We start from the raw sequence: 18,539 nt of genomic DNA on the forward strand, positions 1-18,539 counted from the left end.
TCCGGAGCGACGAGACGCGAGGGGGCGCGCGGCATGGAACGGGGCGGAGCGGGACGGCGGACGAGGGCGGGGAACCCCCGGCGCGACCGACGCGCGCACCGGTTCTCACGGCGGCCCGCCGTGCGCCTGGCCGTCGCCGCCGCGGTGCTGTCCCTGGCGGCGGCCGTCCCCGGACCGAGCGCCTTCGCCGACGGATCACCGGGACCGTACGCCTTCACCGAGGGAGCCCCGTCCGTCACCGGGGCGACGGGCACCGCGGGCGCCGAACGTCTCGAGCCGGGCCGTACCTACAGAAGCTCCCTGCCGTGGGACGGCAGACTCCACTACCGCCTCGACCTCGACGCCGTCTCCACCGTGTACGTCTCCGCCACCGCGGTGCCCGCGGCCGGCACCACGGTCGCCGCCACCGACGGGCTCAGGATCTCGGTGCAGGACGCCCAGGGCACCTCCTGCTCCTTCCAGACCACCCGCTTCGGCGCGAGCCGCAGCCCGCATCCCGTCACCGCCTGGGGAGCACGCGACGCCTCCCCCGGCCACACGTTGTGCCAGGGAGCCGGCACGTACTACGTGCTGATCGAACGCATCGGCGCCGACGGCTCCTCGTCCGACACCTGGCCCCTCGAACTCGCCGTGTTCTCGGAGCCGCCCCTGAAGCGCACCGGAGCGACCAAGGCGCCCGACTCGTGGAACTCCGCCTCGCCCGAGCAGGCCACCGGCCAGGCGGTGGAACGCGCGGGCGGTGCCGGGTTCGCCGCGGCGAGCGCGATCGGACCGGGAGTCTGGCGCACCCGGATACGGCCCGGCCAGACCCTCTTCTACAAGGTGCCGGTCGACTGGGGACAGCAGCCGAACGCCACCGCCGAGCTGGGCGGTGCGAGCGAGGGCAGCGGCTATGTGAGCGGCGCGCTGACCCTGACGCTGTACAACCCGGTGCGCGGGCACGTCGAGGAGGCGTACGCCGGCTACAGCGGACGGCCGGCCTCGGCCGGCCTCGCACCCCTGCCGCCCGTCGCCCACGCCAACCGCTACGGCTTCGCCGACCAGGTGAAGAGCCTGCGGTTCGCCGGCCTCCACTATCTGGTCGTGCACCTCGCCGCCCAGACCGCCGAACGATTCGGCGAGGGACCCTACGACCTGACCCTGCGGGTGCGGGTGGACGGCACGGCCCGGCCCGGCCCGGACTACGCGGGCCGGTCCGAACCCGGGCAGCTCTTCGAGGTCACCGCCCACGACCGGGCAGCGGCGACACCGGCCGGGGCCGCGGGCGGCACGGTGGCGCTGCGGGTGCTCGCCGTCGGCGGAATCGGTGCGGGAACCGCTCTGCTGGCCGTCCTCGGGGTGTGGACGGTGGCCGCCCGGCGCGGAGCGGGCCACCCGGGCGCACCGGGTGCCGCGTAGGACGCGAACCGCGAGCCGCGGACCGCGCACAGGGAACCGGGCGGGACCGGACGGCTGCCCGCGGGACCTCACAGACGGGTCAGCGCCCAGAAGCCCACGGCGTAGCAGACCAGTGCGAGCAGCAGCAGCGGGACCGCCACCCGGGCGGGCGGGCCGGGGCGGCGAGGGCGGCGTACGGCGTGGTGGAGGGAGTCTTCCCGGGCCGGAGCGGGAACCTGCGGGTCCCGGGCGGTGTACGAAGCAGTGATGGAGGCATCGGCACGGGCCACGGGCGCGGGCGGCACACCGCCGGAGGGCGGCAGGGCGTGGAAGGAAGGGGCAGGCGGTGCGGGCGGTGGGGGCGGTGCGGGGGGAATCGCCTGTGGGGGCGGCAGGCGGAAGCTGCCGGTGTCCGACATCGTGAGGGGCCGGGCCGGACCGGTGGGCGAACCGCTGCCGTCCGGCCCCGGTGCCGGCCCGGTCCCCTGCCGGGAGGCGAGCCGCGGGTCCGGTGCGACGGAACCGGTGCCCGAGGGACCCGGGTCCGCAGGGCCGGTCCCCGAGTCCGCAGGGCCGATTCCTGAGTCCGCAGGGCCGATTCCTGAGTCCGCAGGGCCGGTCTTTGGGATCCCCGAGCCCGCGGAACCGGTGCCTGAGCCCATGAGGCCGGTGGCGGCAGCCCCGGTGCCGGGCGGCCGATCCGGTCCGCCGGTGGCCTGTGCCGTATCGGCGGAGCCGGCCGCCCCACCGCGCCCGACGGTCACCGCCGGGCTCCGGCTGAGCGGCCCATCGGGGCCGAACCCCGGTGGTAACGGCCCGAGTTGGTCGAAGATCTCGATCAGTTCGTCCTCGGGGTCCGGCTCCGGCAGAAGCTCGGCACACGCGAGGAGGGCCTTGCGCGCTCCCGTCGCCGTACGGAACCGGTTCTGCGGATCCGGTTGCAGCAGCGCGGCCACGACCTGCCACAGCGGTTCGGGCACTCCCTTGGGCGCACTCGGCGTCCCATGCTCCATGAAGTACCCCACGAGCGCCTTGGCGTCGGGCTTGGCGCCCTGCAGCAGATAGAGGGCGACCAGGCCGGTGGCGAACAGGTCGGCGGGAAAGTCGGGTTCGGCGCCCATCAGCTGCTCGGGCGCGATGTATCCCGGCGTCCCCACCACCAGGTCGGTCTCCGTCAGCCGCGGTTCGCCCAGCCGTATCGCGATGCCGAAGTCCGACAGCCGCAGCCGGGGCCGGCCCGTCCCGGTCGCCTCCAGCAGCACATTGGCGGGCTTGATGTCGCGGTGCACGACCCCCTCCGCGTGCACCGCGGCGAGTCCCGACAGCAGTTGGTCGAGCAGAGTGCAGACGAACGCCGGGGGCAGCGGGCCGTAGTCCCCCACCAGATGGGCCAGCGAGCCGCCGGCCACCAGGTCCATGGTGAACAGGACCTTGTCGTCGTCGGCGGCCCAGCTGGTCGGGGCGAGCACATGGGGGTGGTCGATCCGCAGCGCCTGCTCCCGGACGAAGCGCAGCAGGGAGTGCGCGTCGCGCTGCTGCAAAACCTTGGCGGCCACGTAGGTGCGACGCCGGTGGTCCCAGGCGCGCCAGACCGCGCCCACTCCACCGCGCCCGATCGGGTCGACCAGCTCGTACCGGCCGGCGAAGACCTCACCCATGGCTGTGCGTCGCTCCTCCCCCTGCGGCCCCACACCCTTCGCGACGGGGCGATTGCGCCCCCTTCGGGTCAGGTCTGGTGGGTCTGGTAGTGCGCGACCGCCTCCGAGGTGCGGCCCGCGCCGTACACCCGGAGGAATTCGGCCAGTTCGGGGTGGGTCGGGGCCAGGATCTTCGCCGCGTCGATGATGTCACCGGCCGCTGCGACCGAGCGCAGCAGCGACTGGATTTCGCGGACCACGCGCTTGACCGTCGGCGCTCCCGAACTGTTCGTCGACTGCGTGGGGTTGCTGAGCACCGAGCCCCCCTGCGACCGCTTGATCTCCTCCATGCGCTCGGTGGCCTCGGCCGCGCTGACGCTGCCGTTCGCCACCTGCCCCGCCAGCTCCTGCAACAGCTGCACCCGCTGGACCACCGCCGGATTGCCGATCTTCGCGCGCTGGCCGCTCATCAGCTGCGACAGCATCGGGGCGGACAGCCCCAGCACCGCCGCCAGCCGGGCCTGGTTGAGCCCGAGGTCGTCTATGAGCTTGCGGAAGAGTACCCCCAACGGCTCCCCGTACCAGTTCCGCTGCAGTTCACGCGCTCTTGCGGTGGCATCCTGCTGTGCGGCGTCCATAGCGTCTCCCCATCGCTTCCCCAGGTACCATGGTTCGCTGTAGCGAACCATGCCGAGCATCTTACGGAGAGTGGTCGGTCACGGGGAGCCCAATCCTTTTGTGAGATCCAGGGGGTGACCCGGTACCCTGGTCTGCGACGCCCGACCGGAAGTCCCCTCCGGCCGGATGCTCCTCTCACGGGGCCTTAGCTCAGTTGGTAGAGCGCTGTCTTTGCATGGCAGATGTCAGGGGTTCGACTCCCCTAGGCTCCACGGGCTCGGACACGGACGCGGACCCACGCGGACGTGGACGTGACGAAACAGCTCCCCCGATCCGTCCTCCGGATCGGGGGAGCTGCTTCATGGCGCGTCTTTTCGCCGGTCTCTTCGGTCTTTCTTCAGTTTTTCTTCGCCTTTTCACGTCTTCTTCTTTTCAGTGGCTGTTTGGTGGCGTTTCGGCGGCTTTGGCGGCCGCGCCACCGGAAAGGCGGTCAGCCGCGTTTGTCGCGGCGCGTCGTCTCCTCCTCGGCCTGCCGGACATCCGGGTCCGGCGCGGACCGGCTGCTGCCGCTCGCCGAGGCCGGCCCGCCCGACTCGGGCACCTCCGTGGCGGCCGGCGGTTCCACCAGCCAGTCGGGGTTGGCCTGCCGGTCCCACCACCTCCAGGCGGCGAAGGCGCCGCCGGCGAGCAGGCCCGTCAAGGTGAGCAGCCCCATGGCACGGCCCGCCCGGCCCCGCTGCTGCTGCCTGCGGGCCAGCTTCTGGATCTTCCGTGCCGGGACCTGACCACGCAGGACGACCAGTGCGGCGGCGCCGCGTGCGGCGGCCTCGTCCGCGACCGGACCGGCCGCGACCTTCGCCTGCTCGATCTTCGGCCGGGAGTACTCGGCGGCCTGCCGGGCGGCCCTGCGCGTCCGTTCGGCCGTCTGCCGGCCGACCAGGTCGACCTTCGGCGGCACATGGGCCATGGCCTGCGCACAGGCCTGCTCCAGCCGGGGTGCGACATGGGTGCCGTACTGGACACGGGCCTGTTCGGCGGCCAGTGACACCTTCGGCGCGAGCCGTACGCGTGCCTCGTGTGCGTAGTGCGCGGCCCTTTCCCTGGCCGTGCCGGCGTAGGGCGCCACCACTTCCGCGGCGTGCAGCACGCTGTCCTTTGCCGAGCCGGTCGCGGCGCGCACGCTGTCGATGCGGGTCACGGGTTCCTCCTCCTCGGTGGCGTACGGTATTGCGACTTTCCACCCTTTTACGGATCATGCCTGCCCCTGTGCCCGGGGGCATGTGCGGACGGGCATCCGGGTCATGGGCCGTGCCTCCGGCAGTCGCGGCGCTCCTTCCGGCGGGGGCCCGCCCGGGACCCGGGACGCTCATGCGCGAGGGCGGATGAGCAAGGGGGAGAGCAAGGGGGAGAGCAAGGGGGACAGGAACGGACTGGGGTCAACAGGGGTGAGTACGGGGCGAAAGGGGCTTGTCGCCGACAATGCCACGGATCGTCGCACCGCGCTCCCGGCCCGAGGGGACCGAACGGGTGCCGCGCAACCGGATCGGCCGGATGCCCGCCGGGAAACCGCCGCCGGACGACGCACGGCACGGGCCGTGCGAGGATCGGGGAGTCACACGAAGACAACGGAAGGCAGATCGTGGCTGAGCAGCTCTACGCCACCCTGAAGACCAACCACGGCGACATCGAGGTCCGGCTCCTGCCGAACCACGCCCCCAAGACGGTCCGGAACTTTGTCGAGCTCGCCAAGGGCGAGCGCGAGTGGACCCACCCCGCCACCGGTGAGAAGTCCACGGCGAAGCTCTACGACGGCACGGTCTTCCACCGGGTGATCAGCGGTTTCATGATCCAGGGCGGTGACCCGCTGGGCAACGGCACCGGCGGTCCCGGCTACCAGTTCGAGGACGAGTTCCACCCGGACCTCTCCTTCGACCGGCCCTACCTGATGGCGATGGCCAACGCCGGTCCGGGCACCAACGGCTCGCAGTTCTTCATCACGGTCGCCGCGACGACCTGGCTGAACCGCAAGCACACCATCTTCGGCGAGGTCGTCGACCCGGCCAGCCGGAAGGTCGTCGACTCCATCGCCGACACGCAGACCAACCCGCGCACCGACCGTCCCGTCAACGACGTCGTCATCGAGACCGTCGTCGTCGAGACCCGCGAGGGCTGAACCCGAGGGTCCGGCCCGACGGCTTCCCAAGGGAACCAATCGCCCCGCTCGTCCGTAAGGATGAGCGGGGCGGTGCCTTGCCCGAAGGAGCCGCAGCCGTGCACCGTCCAGAACGAACGAGGGGACCCCATGGACCAGGCACCAGGCAGCCCGCAGGGCCCGGCGGACCAGGGTCCGCAGGAAGTCCACCGCCTGCCCACCTGCTATCGCCACCCGGACCGCGAGACCGGCGTCCGCTGCACCCGCTGCGAGCGGGCGATCTGCCCCGAGTGCATGGTGAGTGCCTCCGTGGGTTTCCAGTGCCCGGACTGCGTCCGCAGCGGCTCCGGCACCGGCCACTCACCCGCCGCGAGCCGGCCCCGCACCCTGGCCGGCGGCACCGTGGCCGCCGACCCCCGCCTGCTCACCAAGATCCTCATCGGGATCAACCTCTCGGTGTTCCTCGCGATCCACGCCGAGTCCTCGCTCCTGGCGCACCTGGTCCTGCTCGGCGCATGGCCGCCGCCGCCGTTCGTGCCCGTCGCGGGGCTCGCGGACGGTGAGTGGTACCGCCTGGTGACCTCGATGTTCGCCCATGAGGAGATCTGGCACATCGCCTTCAACATGCTGGGCCTGTGGTGGCTGGGCGGTCCCCTGGAAGCGGCTCTCGGCCGGCTGCGCTATCTCGCGCTGTACCTCATCTCCGGCCTCGCGGGCGGCGCGCTGACGTATCTGCTCGCCGCGCCGGGCCAGGCCTCGCTCGGCGCCTCCGGCGCCATCTTCGGCCTGTTCGGTGCGACAGCCGTGCTGATGCGCCGGCTCGACTACGACATGCGGCCGATCATCGCCCTGCTGGTGATCAACCTGATCTTCACCTTCACCTGGAGCAACATCGCCTGGCAGGCCCACATCGGCGGTCTGGTCGCGGGTGCGGTCATCGGCTATGCGATGGTCCACGCCCCGCGCGAGCGGCGGTCTTTGGTGCAATATGGGACCTGTGCGCTGGTTCTGGCGGCCGTCGTGGCGCTGACGCTGCTCAGAACGGCTCAGCTCACCTGAGACCACGGCCGGCCACGGCCGGGAACCTCCGTGTGCCGGGTGTTGTCCACAGATGGTGGCGGGTTCTGTGCATAGCGTGTGAGGATGCGCGCGTCCCCTTGTCACCTGCGTTTGTGCAGGTCAGGCAGGGGGCGAGGGGGACTGACGAGGTAGTGTGACGGTCGTACCGGTGTCAACAGAAGAAGGGTTATCCACAGATCGGGGCTTTTCCCCAGCTCAAAGTGTGGATATTGCACCGGCCTGTGGATAACTCAGCGAACACCTGTGGGCAGAGCTGGGTCACCGGGGCCTGGCATCACTTCCACTGTGTGGAGACGGCGAATCCGGCGGCGATGAAACCGAAGCCCACCACGATGTTCCAGTTGCCCAGGGATTCGACGGGCAGTGAGCCGCCGGTCACATAGAAGACGACGATCCAGACCAGACCGAGAAGGAACAGGGCCAGCATGACGGGCGCCACCCAGCTGCTGCTCTGCAGTTTGATGTTCGCCTGCTTGGTGGGCGGCGGGGTGTAGTCGGCCTTCTTGCGGATACGTGACTTCGGCACGAGGGTCTCTCCTGTCGATGCGCTGCGTGGCCGCGCAGGGAACTGAGCTGGCTTCCGGGGCAGCGTACAAGGGGACACTGAGTACTCTCCCGGGCGTCCGTTAGCGTAGTGCTTCCGCGGCGCCGAAGGAGATAAGGGTACGTTGAGCAATTCCGCCGACTCTCCCCTGACGGGTGACGGTCCGGCCCGCCCGCGCCGTCCGAAGCCCATGCAGGTCCTCACCGCGGCCGTCTTCGCCCTCGCCGGGCTCATTTTCTTCACCAGTTTCCACACGGCCAAGGGCACCGACATCCGCACGGACGCGTCCCTGCTGAGGCTGTCCGACCTCGTCCAGGAGCGCAGCCACAAGAACAAGGAGCTGGACGAGGCCAACGCCGCCCTGCGCGCCGACATCGCCGCCCTCGCCCGGCGCGACACCGACGACGGCAAGGCCTCGAGAGACCGCCTCACCGACCTGGAGAAGAGCGCGGGCACGCGGGAACTCAGAGGCAGGGCGATCACGGTCACGCTCAACGACGCCCCGCCGGACGCCACCGCCAGGATCCCCGGCTATCCCGAGCCGCAGCCCGACTACCTGGTGATCCACCAGCAGGATCTCCAGGCCGTGGTCAACGCGCTGTGGAACGGGGGCGCCCAGGGCATCAAGGTCATGGACCAGCGGCTGATCTCCACCAGCGCGGTGCGCTGCGTGGGCAACACCCTGATCCTCCAGGGCCGTGTGTACTCGCCGCCGTACAGGATCACGGCGGTCGGTGACCCGGAGAAGCTGCGCAAGGCGCTCGCCGACTCCCCGGCGATCCAGAACTACATGGTGTACGTCAATGTCTACGGCCTCGGCTGGGAAGTCACCGACGAGGGAACGGTGACTCTTCCGGGTTATTCGGGCACAGTGGATCTGCACTACGCGCGGCCCGTGGAGCGGGACGACGAGTGAGGCCGGCGGGCTCCGCACCACCGTCGGCACCGGAAAAACGCGAAACCGCGGCCACCGGCATTGAGGCGATCGGGCCCTGCGCCACGTATGTCCGGGTACAAGCGCCCGGACTCTGCCTCCACCCAGCCTCGCGGAGGCCGGGAAACATGGGGGGCCGCGCCGTTAGTCTGGTGGTGTACGGCGTGAGTCTGGTGCCGGGGGAGACGGAAGGGACAGCATGTACGGCTGGATCTGGCGACATCTGCCGGGAAACAGGTGGGTGAAAGCGCTGATCTCACTGGTGCTGATCCTGGCCGTGGTCTACGTCCTGTTCCAGTACGTCTTCCCGTGGGCCGAACCACTGCTTCCCTTCAACGATGTGACGGTGGACAACCAGTGAGTGCGCGGATTCTCGTCGTGGACAACTACGACAGCTTCGTCTTCAACCTGGTCCAGTACCTGTACCAGTTGGGGGCCGAGTGCGAGGTGCTGCGCAACGACGCGGTGTCGACGGCGCACGCCCAGGACGGCTTCGACGGAGTGCTGCTCTCGCCGGGGCCGGGCACGCCCGAGCGGGCCGGTGTCTGCGTGGAGATGGTCCGCCACTGCGCCGCGACCGGTGTCCCGGTCTTCGGGGTGTGCCTGGGCATGCAGTCGATCCAGGTGGCGTACGGCGGTGTGGTGGACCGCGCGCCGGAGCTGCTGCACGGCAAGACCTCGCTGGTGGAGCACGAGGGCAAGGGGGTCTTCGCCGGCCTGCCCTCCCCGTTCACGGCGACCCGCTATCACTCGCTGGCCGCGCAGCCCGCGACCGTGCCCGAGGAGCTGGAAGTGACGGCACGTACGTCCGACGGCATCATCATGGGCCTGCGCCATCGTGAACTCCCCGTCGAGGGCGTGCAGTTCCATCCCGAGTCGGTGCTGACCGAGCACGGGCACCGGATGCTGGCCAACTGGCTGGCGGAATGCGGTGACGAGGGGGCGGTGGCGAGATCGGCGGGGCTGGCCCCGGTGGTGGGCAGGGCCTCGGCGTGACCGCGCTGCGCCCCGAGCGCGAGACGGACCCTCCGTACGGGCAGCAGCCGTACGGAGGGCCGGGTGCGTTCGAGGAGTGGTACGGCACGGAGGTGCAGGGGGTGCCTCAGCAGGTGTACGGCACGGGAACGCAGGGCGTGCCTCAGCAGCCGTACGGAACCGTGCCCCAGCAGCAGTCCTACGCGGCGCCCCATGCCGTGCCCCAGCAGCAGCCGTACACCGCGCCCCAGCAGCCCTACACGGAGCCCCAGCAGCCGTACACGGCGTCCTACGCGGCTCCGGCGGCGCCCCGGACGGGCCCGATGGGTCCCGCGGGGCCGATGGGGCCGATGGGGCCGCCGGGCGCGCCCTATGACCACGGGCCGGCCGGTGACGCGGCGACGGGGTATCCGCCGCCCATGCCGCACCCCGTGCCGCAGCCCGCACCGCATGCCGCGCCGCAGCCCGCACCGCATGCCGCGCCGCAGCCCGAGCCGTATCCCGAGGCGCGGCCCGAGCCGCCCGCCGTCGACGAGGAGACGATGGCGCTGCGGCTCCCGGATCCGCCGTACGAGGCGTTCCCGGACCCGGAGACCACGGAGCGGCGGCCCTCGGCCGGCGGGCGTGCGGCCCGCAGAAAAGCCGCCAGGAGCCGCGGCGGCCGCCGTGGGGACGCCGCGGGGACGGCGCCGGGGAAGGGCGGGCAGGCGGACCGGCCGTCCGCGCCCCTGTCCCGGGTGGAGGCGCGCCGGCAGGCCCGGGCGCGCAAGCCGAGCCCGGGGGTCATCGCCAGCCGGCTGATCGGCGAGGTGTTCATCACCATGGGCGTGGTGATGCTGCTCTTCGTCACCTACCAGTTGTGGTGGACGAATGTGCGCGCCATCGCCCAGGCGGACAACGAGGCGAGCCAGTTGCAGAACGACTGGGCGAGCGGCAAGCGGAACCCGGGGAAGTTCGAACCGGGACAGGGCTTCGCCCTGCTGCACATTCCGAAGCTGGACGTGGTGGTGCCGGTCGCGGAGGGCATCAGCAAGACGAAGGTGCTGGACAAGGGCATGGTCGGGCACTACGCGGAGGAGCCCCTCCGCACGGCGATGCCCCAGGACAAGACGGGCAACTTCGGGCTCGCGGGCCACCGCAACACGCACGGCGAGCCGTTCCGGTACATCAACAGGCTCACACCGGGCGACGCGATCGTCGTGGAGACCCAGGACACGTACTTCGTCTACAAGATGGCGTCGACGCTGCCGGTGACGCCGCCGTCCAACACGAGCGTCCTCGACCCCATCCCGAAGGGTTCCGGTTTCACCAAGCCCGGCCGCTACATCACACTGACCACCTGCACACCGGAGTTCACCAGTAAGTACCGGTTGATCGTCTGGGGCAAGATGGTCGAGGAACGGCCGCGCAGCAAGGGCAAGCCGGATGCGCTCGTCAGTTAAAGGGCGGATGAACAGTGGCAGCGACCACGGACCACACGGCAGAGCACAACGACGGCACCGAAGGGCGTGGTGACGCGCCCGCCGCCGACCCCGGGGGGCGCCGCCGAGGGGTCGGTCCGCTGGCCCTCGCCATCAGCTTTCTGGGTGAACTCCTCATCACGGCGGGCCTGGTCCTCGGCCTGTTCGTCGTCTACTCCCTGTGGTGGACGAACGTCCTGGCGGACCGCGAGGCCGACCAGCAGGGCCACAAGGTCCGCGACGAGTGGGCCCAGCCCGCTCCCAGCGGCCCCGGTGCGCTGGACACCAAGGACGGCATCGGCTTCCTGCATGTGCCGTCCATGCACAACGGCGAGATCCTGGTCAAGAAGGGCACCTCGGACGCCGTGCTGAACGACGGCGTGGCCGGCTACTACCTGGACCCCGTCAAGGCGGTCCTCCCGATGTCCGGCAAGAAGGGCAACTTCTCCCTCGCCGCGCACCGGGACGGGCACGGGGCGAAGTTCCACAACATCCACAAGGTGCGCGTGGGCGATCCCATCGTCTTCGAGACGAGGGACACGTGGTACGTCTACAAGGTCTACGAGATTCTTCCGGAGACCTCGAAGTACAACGTCGAGGTCCTCGCCCCGGTCCCGAAGGAGTCGGGTGTGAAGAAGCCCGGCCACTACATCACGCTGACGACCTGCACGCCGATGTACACCTCGAAGTACCGGTACGTCGTCTGGGGCGAGCTGGTCCGGGTGGAGAAGGTGGACAACAAGCGGACGCCGCCGCGGGAACTGCGCGGATGAGCCGGCCGCCCTCCTGAGGGGAGGAGCGGTCCCGGCGTATGGGAGGCCCGGAGCCGGTGGACGTCGTCCTGCGGCTCCGGGCCTTCTGCTGTCGTCGTTCTGTGTCGTCGCGCTGTGTCGTCGTGCCGGCGTTCCGGGGCCGTCGCGGGACCGGTGAGCAGGCCGCCCGCGTCCTGGCTCCCCGGCCGCCCGCGGGTACGACGGAGCCCCGGCCTTTCTCCGGTGAGGGAGGCCGGGGCTCGTGCCGTCAGGGCCGGGAGCGGGCCGGGATCAGCCGCCTCCGCCGAAGAAGCCGCCGTTCCCGCCGTTTCCGCCGTTCCCGCCGCCGAAGCCGGGGCCGAAGGTCCTCAGCGTGATCGTCGTGCTGCCGGGATCGTCGACCTCGGTGCCGGGCTTCGGGTCCTGGTCCATGACGATGGCGTTGTCGTCCTGGCTGCTGCCCTCGGCGAACTGGATGTTGGTGAAGCCGGCCTGTCCCAGGATCTGCCGGGCCACCGCCACGGTCTGCCGGAAGACGTTCGGCACCCGGGCCTTCGGCTGCTGCTGCTCGAGCTTCCCGATCTTGATGGTCACCCGGGAACCCTTGTCGACCGGCTGGCCGATGCCCGGAACGGTCTCGATGACCTTGCCGTTCTGGTTGGGGTCGGTGGTGGGAACCTCGGTGCACTCGCCGATGAGGCCGTTGGCGTCCATCTGGGCCTTGGCCTCGTCGCAGGACTTGTTCCTGACGTCCGGGACCGGGACCTGCTTCTTCTCCGCGGCGACCGTGAGGGTGACCGTGGAGCCCTTCTCCCGCTCCGTGTCGCCCTTGGGGTCCTGGTCGATGACGACACCCGGGGACTGGTCGGACTCCTGGGTCTGCTTCTCGACCTTGAAGCCCTTCTCCTTCAGCTGGGACTCCGCCTTGTCGAACGTCAGGCCGCGCACGTCGGGGACGAGAACCTTCGGCGCCCCGGTGGAGATCACCAGGTTGACGGTCTCGCCCTTGTCGATGTTCGTTCCCTGTTTGGGGTCCTGCGAGCAGACTCTGCCCTTGGGCTGGTCCTCACAGGTGTCCTGGGTGAACGCCAGTTTCAGATCGACGTTCTCCGCCGACTCCTGGGCCTCCTGCTTCGTCTGGCCGACGAAGTTGGGCACGGCCACCACGTTGTTGTTGGGGGTGTCGCCACTGAAGATCCACTTGCCGATGAGGAAGGCGCCGATGAGGACCAGCACACCGGAGGCGATCAGCAGGACCGTGGAGGTGCTCGACGACTTCTTCTGGCGTCGCCGGTCGGGACGCTCCTCGTGGCCGAAGCCGCCGTCGTCCGGGTTCATGGGCGGCAGCACCGTCGTGGACCCGGCGGCGGGCTCGGGGCGCAGGGCGGTCGTCGGCTGGTCGTCGGGGTAGCTGTTGTAGCCGACCGAGCCCATGGTGGCCGTGGCCGCGACCGGCTGGCCGTCGAGACAGGCCTCGATGTCGGCGCGCATCTCGTCGGCGGTCTGGTAGCGGTAGTCGGGGTCCTTGACCAGCGCGCGCAGGACGATCGCGTCCATCTCGGGCGTGATCTCGGGGTCGAAGACGCTGGGCGGCTGCGGTTCCTCACGGACGTGCTGGTAGGCGACCGCGACCGGGGAGTCGCCGACGAACGGCGGGCGGACCGTCAGCAGCTCGTAGAGCAGGCAACCCGTCGAATACAGGTCGGAGCGCGCATCGACCTGCTCGCCCTTGGCCTGCTCGGGGGACAGGTACTGGGCGGTGCCGATGACGGCCGCGGTCTGGGTCATCGTCATGCCGGAGTCGCCCATGGCACGGGCGATGCCGAAGTCCATGACCTTGACCTGACCGGTGCGGGTCAGCATGACGTTGGCCGGCTTGATGTCGCGGTGGACGATGCCGTTGCGGTGGGCGTACTCCAGTCCCTGGAGGATGCCGATGGTCATCTCCAGGGCCCGCTCGGGCAGCAGTTTGCGGCCGCTGTGCAGCAGTTCACGGAGGGTGGAGCCGTCGACGTACTCCATCACGATGTACGGGATGGAGACTCCGTCGATGTAGTCCTCGCCCGTGTCGTAGACCGCGACGATCGCGGGATGGTTGAGCGAGGCGGCCGACTGGGCCTCCCGGCGGAACCTGGCCTGGAAGGAAGGGTCACGCGCCAGGTCGGCGCGCAGCGTCTTCACCGCCACAGTGCGGCCCAGGCGGGTGTCATGCGCGAGGTACACCTCCGCCATGCCACCACGGCCGAGCGTATTGCCCAGCTCGTACCGGCCGCCGAGGCGACGCGGCTCTTCCATAATGTCCTACCAGCCCTCTCCGTCCGGTCCCGACCGGCACCGCGTGTGCCGCCGGAGCTGCTGTCCGGGCCTACCGTACCCGGCTCGCTTTGTATGACTTGGCCAAGCCCGTAACCCGATACAGGACCGGTATCGCAACGTGCACCGATGTGAAGGTGACGTGACGCGGGTCACTTCTTGGAGTTGATGACCGCCTCCATCACGTCCTTGGCGATGGGGGCCGCCAGGCCGCCGCCGGAGATGTCGGAACGGTTGGCGTTCTCGTCCTCGACGACCACGGCGACCGCGACCGGCGAGCTGCCGTCGCTGGTCTTGGCGTAGGAGATGAACCAGGCGTACGGCTTCTCGCTGTTGTCGACACCGTGCTGGGCGGTACCGGTCTTGCCGCCCACGGTGACACCGTTGATCTGTGCGTTCTTGCCCGTGCCGTCCTTGACGACGGTCTCCATCATCGACTGCAGTATCTGGGCGTTCTTCGACGACAGCGGCCGGCTCAGCTCCTCGGGCTGAGTCTGCTCGATGGTGTCGAGGCTCGGCGACTGCAGCTTGTCGACCATGTACGGCTTCATCAGCTTGCCGTCGTTGGCGATCGCCGCGGCGACCATGGCCATCTGCAGCGGGGTCGCGGCGGTGTTGAACTGGCCGATCGAGGACAGCGCGGTCTGCGACTTGTTCATGTCGTCGGAGAACACCGAGGCGTTGGCGCGGACCGGGGTGAAGTGCTCCTGGGTGAAGCCGAACTTCTTGGCCTGCTCGAGCATCTTCTCGTTGCCGAGATCCGCGCCGATCTTGCCGAAGACGGTGTTGCAGGACACCCGCAGTGCCTCCCGCATGCTGGCGTTCTCGCAGGGGAGATCGCCGTCGTTCCGCAGCGGGGTGGTGGTGCCGGGCATGATCCAGGGCAGCGGCGAGTCGGTGGACTGGTCCGCCGAGGTGTACAGGCCGTACTCCAGCGCGGCGGCCGCGGTGACCACCTTGAAGGTGGAGCCGGGCGGGTAGGTCTCGCGCAGCGCCCGGTTGAGCATCGGGTCGTCGGGGTTGTTCTTCTTCTGGAGCTTGTTCCAGGCCTTGGCGTCGTCGTTGGAGTTGCCGGCGAACGACGAGGGGTCGTACGACGGGTAGGAGGCCAGGGCCAGGATCTTGCCGGTGGACGGCTCCAGGGCGACGACGGCGCCCTTGCCGCGGCGCTTCAGGCCGTTGTACGCCGCCTTCTGGGCGGCCGAGTTGAGCGTGGTGACCACATTGCCGCCCTGCTTGGGCTTGCCCGTGATCATGTCCAGGGTGTTGCGGAAGAACAGCCGGTCGTCGTTGCCGGTGAGGATGCCGTCGTCGATGTTCTCCAGCTGGGTGGCGCCGAAGGACTGCGAGGCGAAACCGGTGACCGGGGCCCACATGGGGCCGTCCTTGTAGACGCGCTTGTACTTCAGGTCGTTGAGCCCGTTGGTCTTGACCTCCTTCGACCCGGTGATCGGGGCGCCGTCGACGATGATGTTGCCGCGCGGGGTGGAGTAGCGGGCGATGGTGACGCGGCGGTTGTCCGGGTCGTTCCGGAGGCTGTCGGCCTTGACGTACTGGATCCAGTTGCTGCGGATGAGCAGGGCGAGGATCAGGATGCCGCAGAAGATTGCGATCCGGCGCAGGGGCTTGTTCACGGGCGGACCACCTGGGTCATCTCGGCGTCGGGGTTGGTGGCGGGGGCGGGGGCGGGCCGGCGTGCGGTGTCGCTGATCCGGAGCAGCACACCGATCAGGGCCCAGTTGGCGATGACGGAGGAACCGCCGTACGCCATGAACGGCATCGTCATACCGGTGAGCGGGATGAGGCCCATCACACCGCCGGCCACGACGAAGACCTGCAGTGCGAAGGCGCCGGACAGACCGACGGCGAGCAGCTTGCCGAAGGGGTCGCGGGCGGCCAGCGCGGTGCGGATGCCGCGCTCCACGATCAGGCCGTAGATCAGCAGGATCGCCATGATGCCCGCCAGGCCCAGCTCCTCGCCGAAGGTGGCGAGGACGAAGTCGGAGTTGGCGGCGAACCGGATGAGGTCGGAGTGGCCCTGGCCGAGGCCGGAGCCGAGGGTGCCGCCGGAGCCGAAGGCCCACAGGGCCTGCATGGCCTGTTCGGAGTGGATGATGCCGTCCTTGACCCCCTGCCGGCTCAGCTGGTACTCGCGCATCGGGTCGAGCCAGGCCTGGACACGGGTCTGGATGTGCGATTCGAAGGACGCCACGCCGACGGCGCCGGCGGCGGACATCAGCAGACCGAAGACGATCCAGCTGGTCCGCTCGGTGGCGACGTACAGCATGATCACGAACATGCCGAAGAACAGCAGCGAGGTGCCGAGGTCGGTCTCGAAGACCAGGATGAGGATGGAGATGGCCCAGACGACCAGGATCGGGCCGAGGTCCCGGCCTCGCGGCAGGTACATGCCCATGAAGCGGCGGCTGGCGAGCGCCAGGGCGTCGCGCTTCACCATCAGATAGCCGGCGAAGAAGACCGCCAGGACGATCTTCGCGAACTCACCCGGCTGGATGGAGAAGCCGGCGACCGAGATCCAGATCTTGGCGCCGTAGATGTCCTGCCCGAGGCCGGGGACCAGGGGCAGCAGCAGCAGGATCAGCGCGCCGACCATGGAGATGTAGGTGTAGCGCTGCAGGACGCGGTGGTCCTTGAGGAAGAACAGCACGGCCACGAACAGGGTGATGCCCAGGGCCGTGTACATCAGCTGCCGGGGCGCGGCCGTTCCCGCCTGGCGGATGGCCTGCAGCAGTTTCGACTGGTCCAGGCGCCAGATGACGACCAGTCCGAGCCCGTTCAGCAGCGTGGCCAGGGGCAGCAGCAGCGGGTCCGCGTACGGAGCGAACTTGCGTACGACAAGGTGGGCGACGCCGGCCAGCAGGCCCAGGCCCAGGCCGTAGCTCAGCAGGCCGGCGGGCACCTGGTTGTTGATGGCCAGGCCCACGTTGGCGTAGGCGAACACCGGGATGGCGACGGCGAAGACCAGCAGCGCGAGTTCGGTGTTGCGTCGGCTCGGCGCGCCGATCGCGCCGATCGTGGACGTGTGGTGCGTCGACGGGTTGGTAGTGCTGCTCATCGTGTGACAGGGCCTCTCACGGCTTGCCTACTGCTTACCGCACAGCGAGACGACCTTCTGCTCTTCCTCCGAGAGAGTGGGGCCGGGGCTGGTCGTGGACGTGGGCGGGGACGACGGTGACGACGGGGACGACGGGTACTTCACCGCCGATGGCTTCGGCGGCGGCGTCACCTTGGACGTGAAGGCGGTGCGGGTGGTTCCCGCGGTGTCGGCGGGGTTGCCGGCCCGGCCCTGGCCCGATGCGGCGTTGTTCTCCTCGGCGGCCCGGCGCTGTGCCTCCTTCTTGCACGCGGAGGCCTGCACTGCCAGCTCGTCGATCTTCCTGCGGGCGTCCTTGAGCCCGCCCTCGGCGATCGTCGCCCTGACCTGCTGCTGCTGGTAGGGCGGCAGGTACTTGAGTTCGATCTCGGGGTGGTCGGACTCCAGCCTGGACAGCTTCAGCCAGGCCAGGTCCTGGCTGATGCCCCGGTACAGCGCGACGTGGTCCTCGTTGACGCCGATGTAGTACTGGGTCTGCGTCCAGCGGTGGCCGCCGTACAGACCGCCGCCGATGACGGCGAGCGTGAGCGCGCTGTAGAAGGATCTCTTCAGCCACTTGCGGCTCTTCTTCGGCTTGGCGAAGCCGTCGCCGGGGAGGTAGCCGGTGGTGTCGCCGGAGCCGGGAGGGCCGAACTCGCCGCCCCGGCCGCCCTGTCCGGGAAGCCGGCGGCCGAGCCCGGAGGCACGTCCGGCCGGGGTCTGCATGATGCCGTTGTCGTGCAGGTGGTGCTGGTTCTCGGCGACCGCGCCGACCACGACGGGGGTGTCGGACAGCTGTCCGGAGAGGGTGTCGCCGGCGTCCAGGTCGAGGACGTCGGCGACGATGACGGTGATGTTGTCCGGGCCGCCGCCGCGCAGCGCGAGCTGGATCAGCTCCTGCACGGTCTCCTGCGGTCCCTGGTAGCTGGCGAGGGTCTCCTCCAGCGTCTGGTGGGAGACGACGCCGGACAGGCCGTCGGAGCAGATCAGGTAGCGGTCGCCGGCGCGGACCTCGCGGATGGACAGGTCGGGCTCGACGTGGTCGCCGCTGCCCAGAGCGCGCATCAGCAGGGCGCGCTGCGGGTGCGTGCTGGCCTCCTCCTCGGTGATGCGTCCCTCGTCGACCAGGCGCTGCACCCAGGTGTGGTCCTGGGTGATCTGGGTCAGCACTCCGTCGCGCAGCAGATAGGCGCGCGAGTCGCCGACGTGGACGAGGCCGAGCCGCTGGCCGGTCCACAGCAGGGCGGTGAGCGTGGTGCCCATGCCCTCCAGCTGCGGGTCCTCCTCGACCATGGCGCGCAGCTGCTCGTTGGCGCGCTGTACGGCGGCGCCGAGCGAGGTGAGGATGTCGGAGCCGGGAATGTCGTCGTCCAGGGCGACGATGGTGGAGATCACCTCGGAGGAGGCGACCTCGCCGGCGGCCTGGCCGCCCATGCCGTCGGCGATCGCGAGCAGACGGGGACCGGCGTAGCCGGAGTCCTCGTTGCCCTCGCGGATCATGCCTTTGTGCGATCCGGCGGCGAAACGCAGTGACAGACTCATGCGCACCTCGCCCGTCGGCTCCGGGTGCAACCGCACGGTGCCCACCCTCTGGTCGGGAGCG

General features: G+C 69.9%; 15 protein-coding genes and 1 tRNA gene. 8 read left to right on the forward strand and 8 right to left on the reverse strand.

All coding sequences use genetic code 11. From position 1 onward, the window contains the following. Positions 1–120: 120 nt before the first annotated feature. Entirely contained in the window at positions 121–1,398 is a 1,278-nt protein-coding gene (locus tag ABD224_RS01995) for a hypothetical protein (RefSeq protein ID WP_344045992.1), read from the forward strand. A 68-nt stretch (positions 1,399–1,466) separates the two neighbouring features. Here ABD224_RS01995 and ABD224_RS02000 read toward each other — a convergent pair whose 3' ends face one another. Both ABD224_RS02000 and ABD224_RS02005 read right to left on the reverse strand, forming a co-directional pair. Then, positions 1,467–3,035 carry a serine/threonine protein kinase gene (locus ABD224_RS02000; RefSeq protein ID WP_344045994.1) on the reverse strand — a complete coding sequence of 523 codons (1,569 nt, stop codon included), beginning with the start codon at positions 3,033–3,035 and terminating at the stop codon, positions 1,467–1,469. Between the two features lie 68 nt (positions 3,036–3,103). Beyond that, a complete protein-coding gene (locus ABD224_RS02005; RefSeq protein ID WP_067398348.1) occupies positions 3,104–3,652 on the reverse strand; it encodes a DNA-binding protein in 549 nt (182 codons plus the stop codon). A 179-nt stretch (positions 3,653–3,831) separates the two neighbouring features. On the opposite strand from ABD224_RS02005, the gene ABD224_RS02010 reads away from it, so the two are divergent. Continuing rightward, a tRNA-Ala gene (locus ABD224_RS02010) sits at positions 3,832–3,904 on the forward strand. Between the two features lie 218 nt (positions 3,905–4,122). On the opposite strand, the gene ABD224_RS02015 is transcribed toward ABD224_RS02010, so the two are convergent. Continuing rightward, complete coding sequence (locus tag ABD224_RS02015) at positions 4,123–4,830, reverse strand: DUF5324 family protein (RefSeq protein WP_344045998.1); 708 nt, start codon at positions 4,828–4,830, stop codon at positions 4,123–4,125. Between the two features lie 441 nt (positions 4,831–5,271). Between ABD224_RS02015 and ABD224_RS02020 the strand changes: the two genes are divergently transcribed. Beyond that, complete coding sequence (locus ABD224_RS02020) at positions 5,272–5,805, forward strand: peptidylprolyl isomerase (RefSeq protein ID WP_344046000.1); 534 nt, start codon at positions 5,272–5,274, stop codon at positions 5,803–5,805. Positions 5,806–5,934: 129 nt separating this feature from the next. After that, a complete protein-coding gene (locus ABD224_RS02025) occupies positions 5,935–6,843 on the forward strand; it encodes a rhomboid family intramembrane serine protease (protein ID WP_344046002.1) in 909 nt (302 codons plus the stop codon). A gap of 295 nt (positions 6,844–7,138) precedes the next feature. Here ABD224_RS02025 and crgA read toward each other — a convergent pair whose 3' ends face one another. Then, positions 7,139–7,390, reverse strand: a complete 252-nt coding sequence (crgA, locus tag ABD224_RS02030; RefSeq protein ID WP_344046004.1) for a cell division protein CrgA — start codon at positions 7,388–7,390, stop codon at positions 7,139–7,141. Positions 7,391–7,532: 142 nt separating this feature from the next. Between crgA and ABD224_RS02035 the strand changes: the two genes are divergently transcribed. From ABD224_RS02035 to ABD224_RS02050, 4 genes are all read left to right on the forward strand, one after another. Continuing rightward, a complete protein-coding gene (locus ABD224_RS02035; RefSeq protein WP_344046006.1) occupies positions 7,533–8,324 on the forward strand; it encodes a DUF881 domain-containing protein in 792 nt (263 codons plus the stop codon). 375 nt (positions 8,325–8,699) lie between these two features. Next, a complete protein-coding gene (locus ABD224_RS02040) occupies positions 8,700–9,338 on the forward strand; it encodes an aminodeoxychorismate/anthranilate synthase component II (RefSeq protein ID WP_067398335.1) in 639 nt (212 codons plus the stop codon). A 302-nt stretch (positions 9,339–9,640) separates the two neighbouring features. After that, positions 9,641–10,759: a class E sortase gene (locus ABD224_RS02045; RefSeq protein WP_425580901.1), complete on the forward strand. Its 1,119-nt coding sequence runs from the start codon at positions 9,641–9,643 to the stop codon at positions 10,757–10,759. Between the two features lie 14 nt (positions 10,760–10,773). Beyond that, positions 10,774–11,550: a class E sortase gene (locus ABD224_RS02050; RefSeq protein WP_344046011.1), complete on the forward strand. Its 777-nt coding sequence runs from the start codon at positions 10,774–10,776 to the stop codon at positions 11,548–11,550. 270 nt (positions 11,551–11,820) lie between these two features. On the opposite strand, the gene pknB is transcribed toward ABD224_RS02050, so the two are convergent. The 4 genes from pknB to ABD224_RS02070 all read right to left on the reverse strand — a co-directional run bounded on the left by pknB (position 11,821) and on the right by ABD224_RS02070 (position 18,478). Continuing rightward, on the reverse strand, positions 11,821–13,824 hold the full coding sequence (gene pknB, locus ABD224_RS02055) for a Stk1 family PASTA domain-containing Ser/Thr kinase (RefSeq protein WP_344046013.1): 2,004 nt from the start codon (positions 13,822–13,824) through the stop codon (positions 11,821–11,823). Between the two features lie 170 nt (positions 13,825–13,994). Next, a complete protein-coding gene (locus tag ABD224_RS02060) occupies positions 13,995–15,476 on the reverse strand; it encodes a peptidoglycan D,D-transpeptidase FtsI family protein (RefSeq protein ID WP_344046015.1) in 1,482 nt (493 codons plus the stop codon). After that, the gene (locus tag ABD224_RS02065) at positions 15,473–16,918 is read right to left on the reverse strand and encodes an FtsW/RodA/SpoVE family cell cycle protein (RefSeq protein ID WP_344046019.1); all 1,446 of its coding nucleotides are present in this window, start codon (positions 16,916–16,918) and stop codon (positions 15,473–15,475) included. The genes ABD224_RS02060 and ABD224_RS02065 overlap by 4 nt, the downstream gene beginning before the upstream one ends. A 27-nt stretch (positions 16,919–16,945) precedes the next feature. After that, entirely contained in the window at positions 16,946–18,478 is a 1,533-nt protein-coding gene (locus tag ABD224_RS02070) for a Stp1/IreP family PP2C-type Ser/Thr phosphatase (RefSeq protein WP_344046021.1), read from the reverse strand. Positions 18,479–18,539 lie beyond the last annotated feature (61 nt).

The sequence above is a fragment of the Streptomyces thermoalcalitolerans genome (assembly GCF_039525155.1).
Taxonomy (GTDB): Bacteria; Actinomycetota; Actinomycetes; order Streptomycetales; family Streptomycetaceae; genus Streptomyces; species Streptomyces thermovulgaris.

Bases quoted from the DNA above. Each gene is read 5' to 3' on its own strand.
- ABD224_RS02000 (WP_344045994.1), bottom strand. From the start codon at position 3,035: ATGGGTGAGGTCTTCGCCGGCCGGTACGAGCTGGTCGACCCGATCGGG.
- ABD224_RS02005 (WP_067398348.1), bottom strand. From the start codon at position 3,652: ATGGACGCCGCACAGCAGGATGCCACCGCAAGAGCGCGTGAACTGCAG.
- ABD224_RS02025 (WP_344046002.1), top strand. From the start codon at position 5,935: ATGGACCAGGCACCAGGCAGCCCGCAGGGCCCGGCGGACCAGGGTCCG.
- ABD224_RS02045 (WP_425580901.1), top strand. From the start codon at position 9,641: ATGGGTCCCGCGGGGCCGATGGGGCCGATGGGGCCGCCGGGCGCGCCC.
- pknB (WP_344046013.1), bottom strand. From the start codon at position 13,824: ATGGAAGAGCCGCGTCGCCTCGGCGGCCGGTACGAGCTGGGCAATACG.
- ABD224_RS02065 (WP_344046019.1), bottom strand. From the start codon at position 16,918: ATGAGCAGCACTACCAACCCGTCGACGCACCACACGTCCACGATCGGC.
- ABD224_RS02070 (WP_344046021.1), bottom strand. From the start codon at position 18,478: ATGAGTCTGTCACTGCGTTTCGCCGCCGGATCGCACAAAGGCATGATC.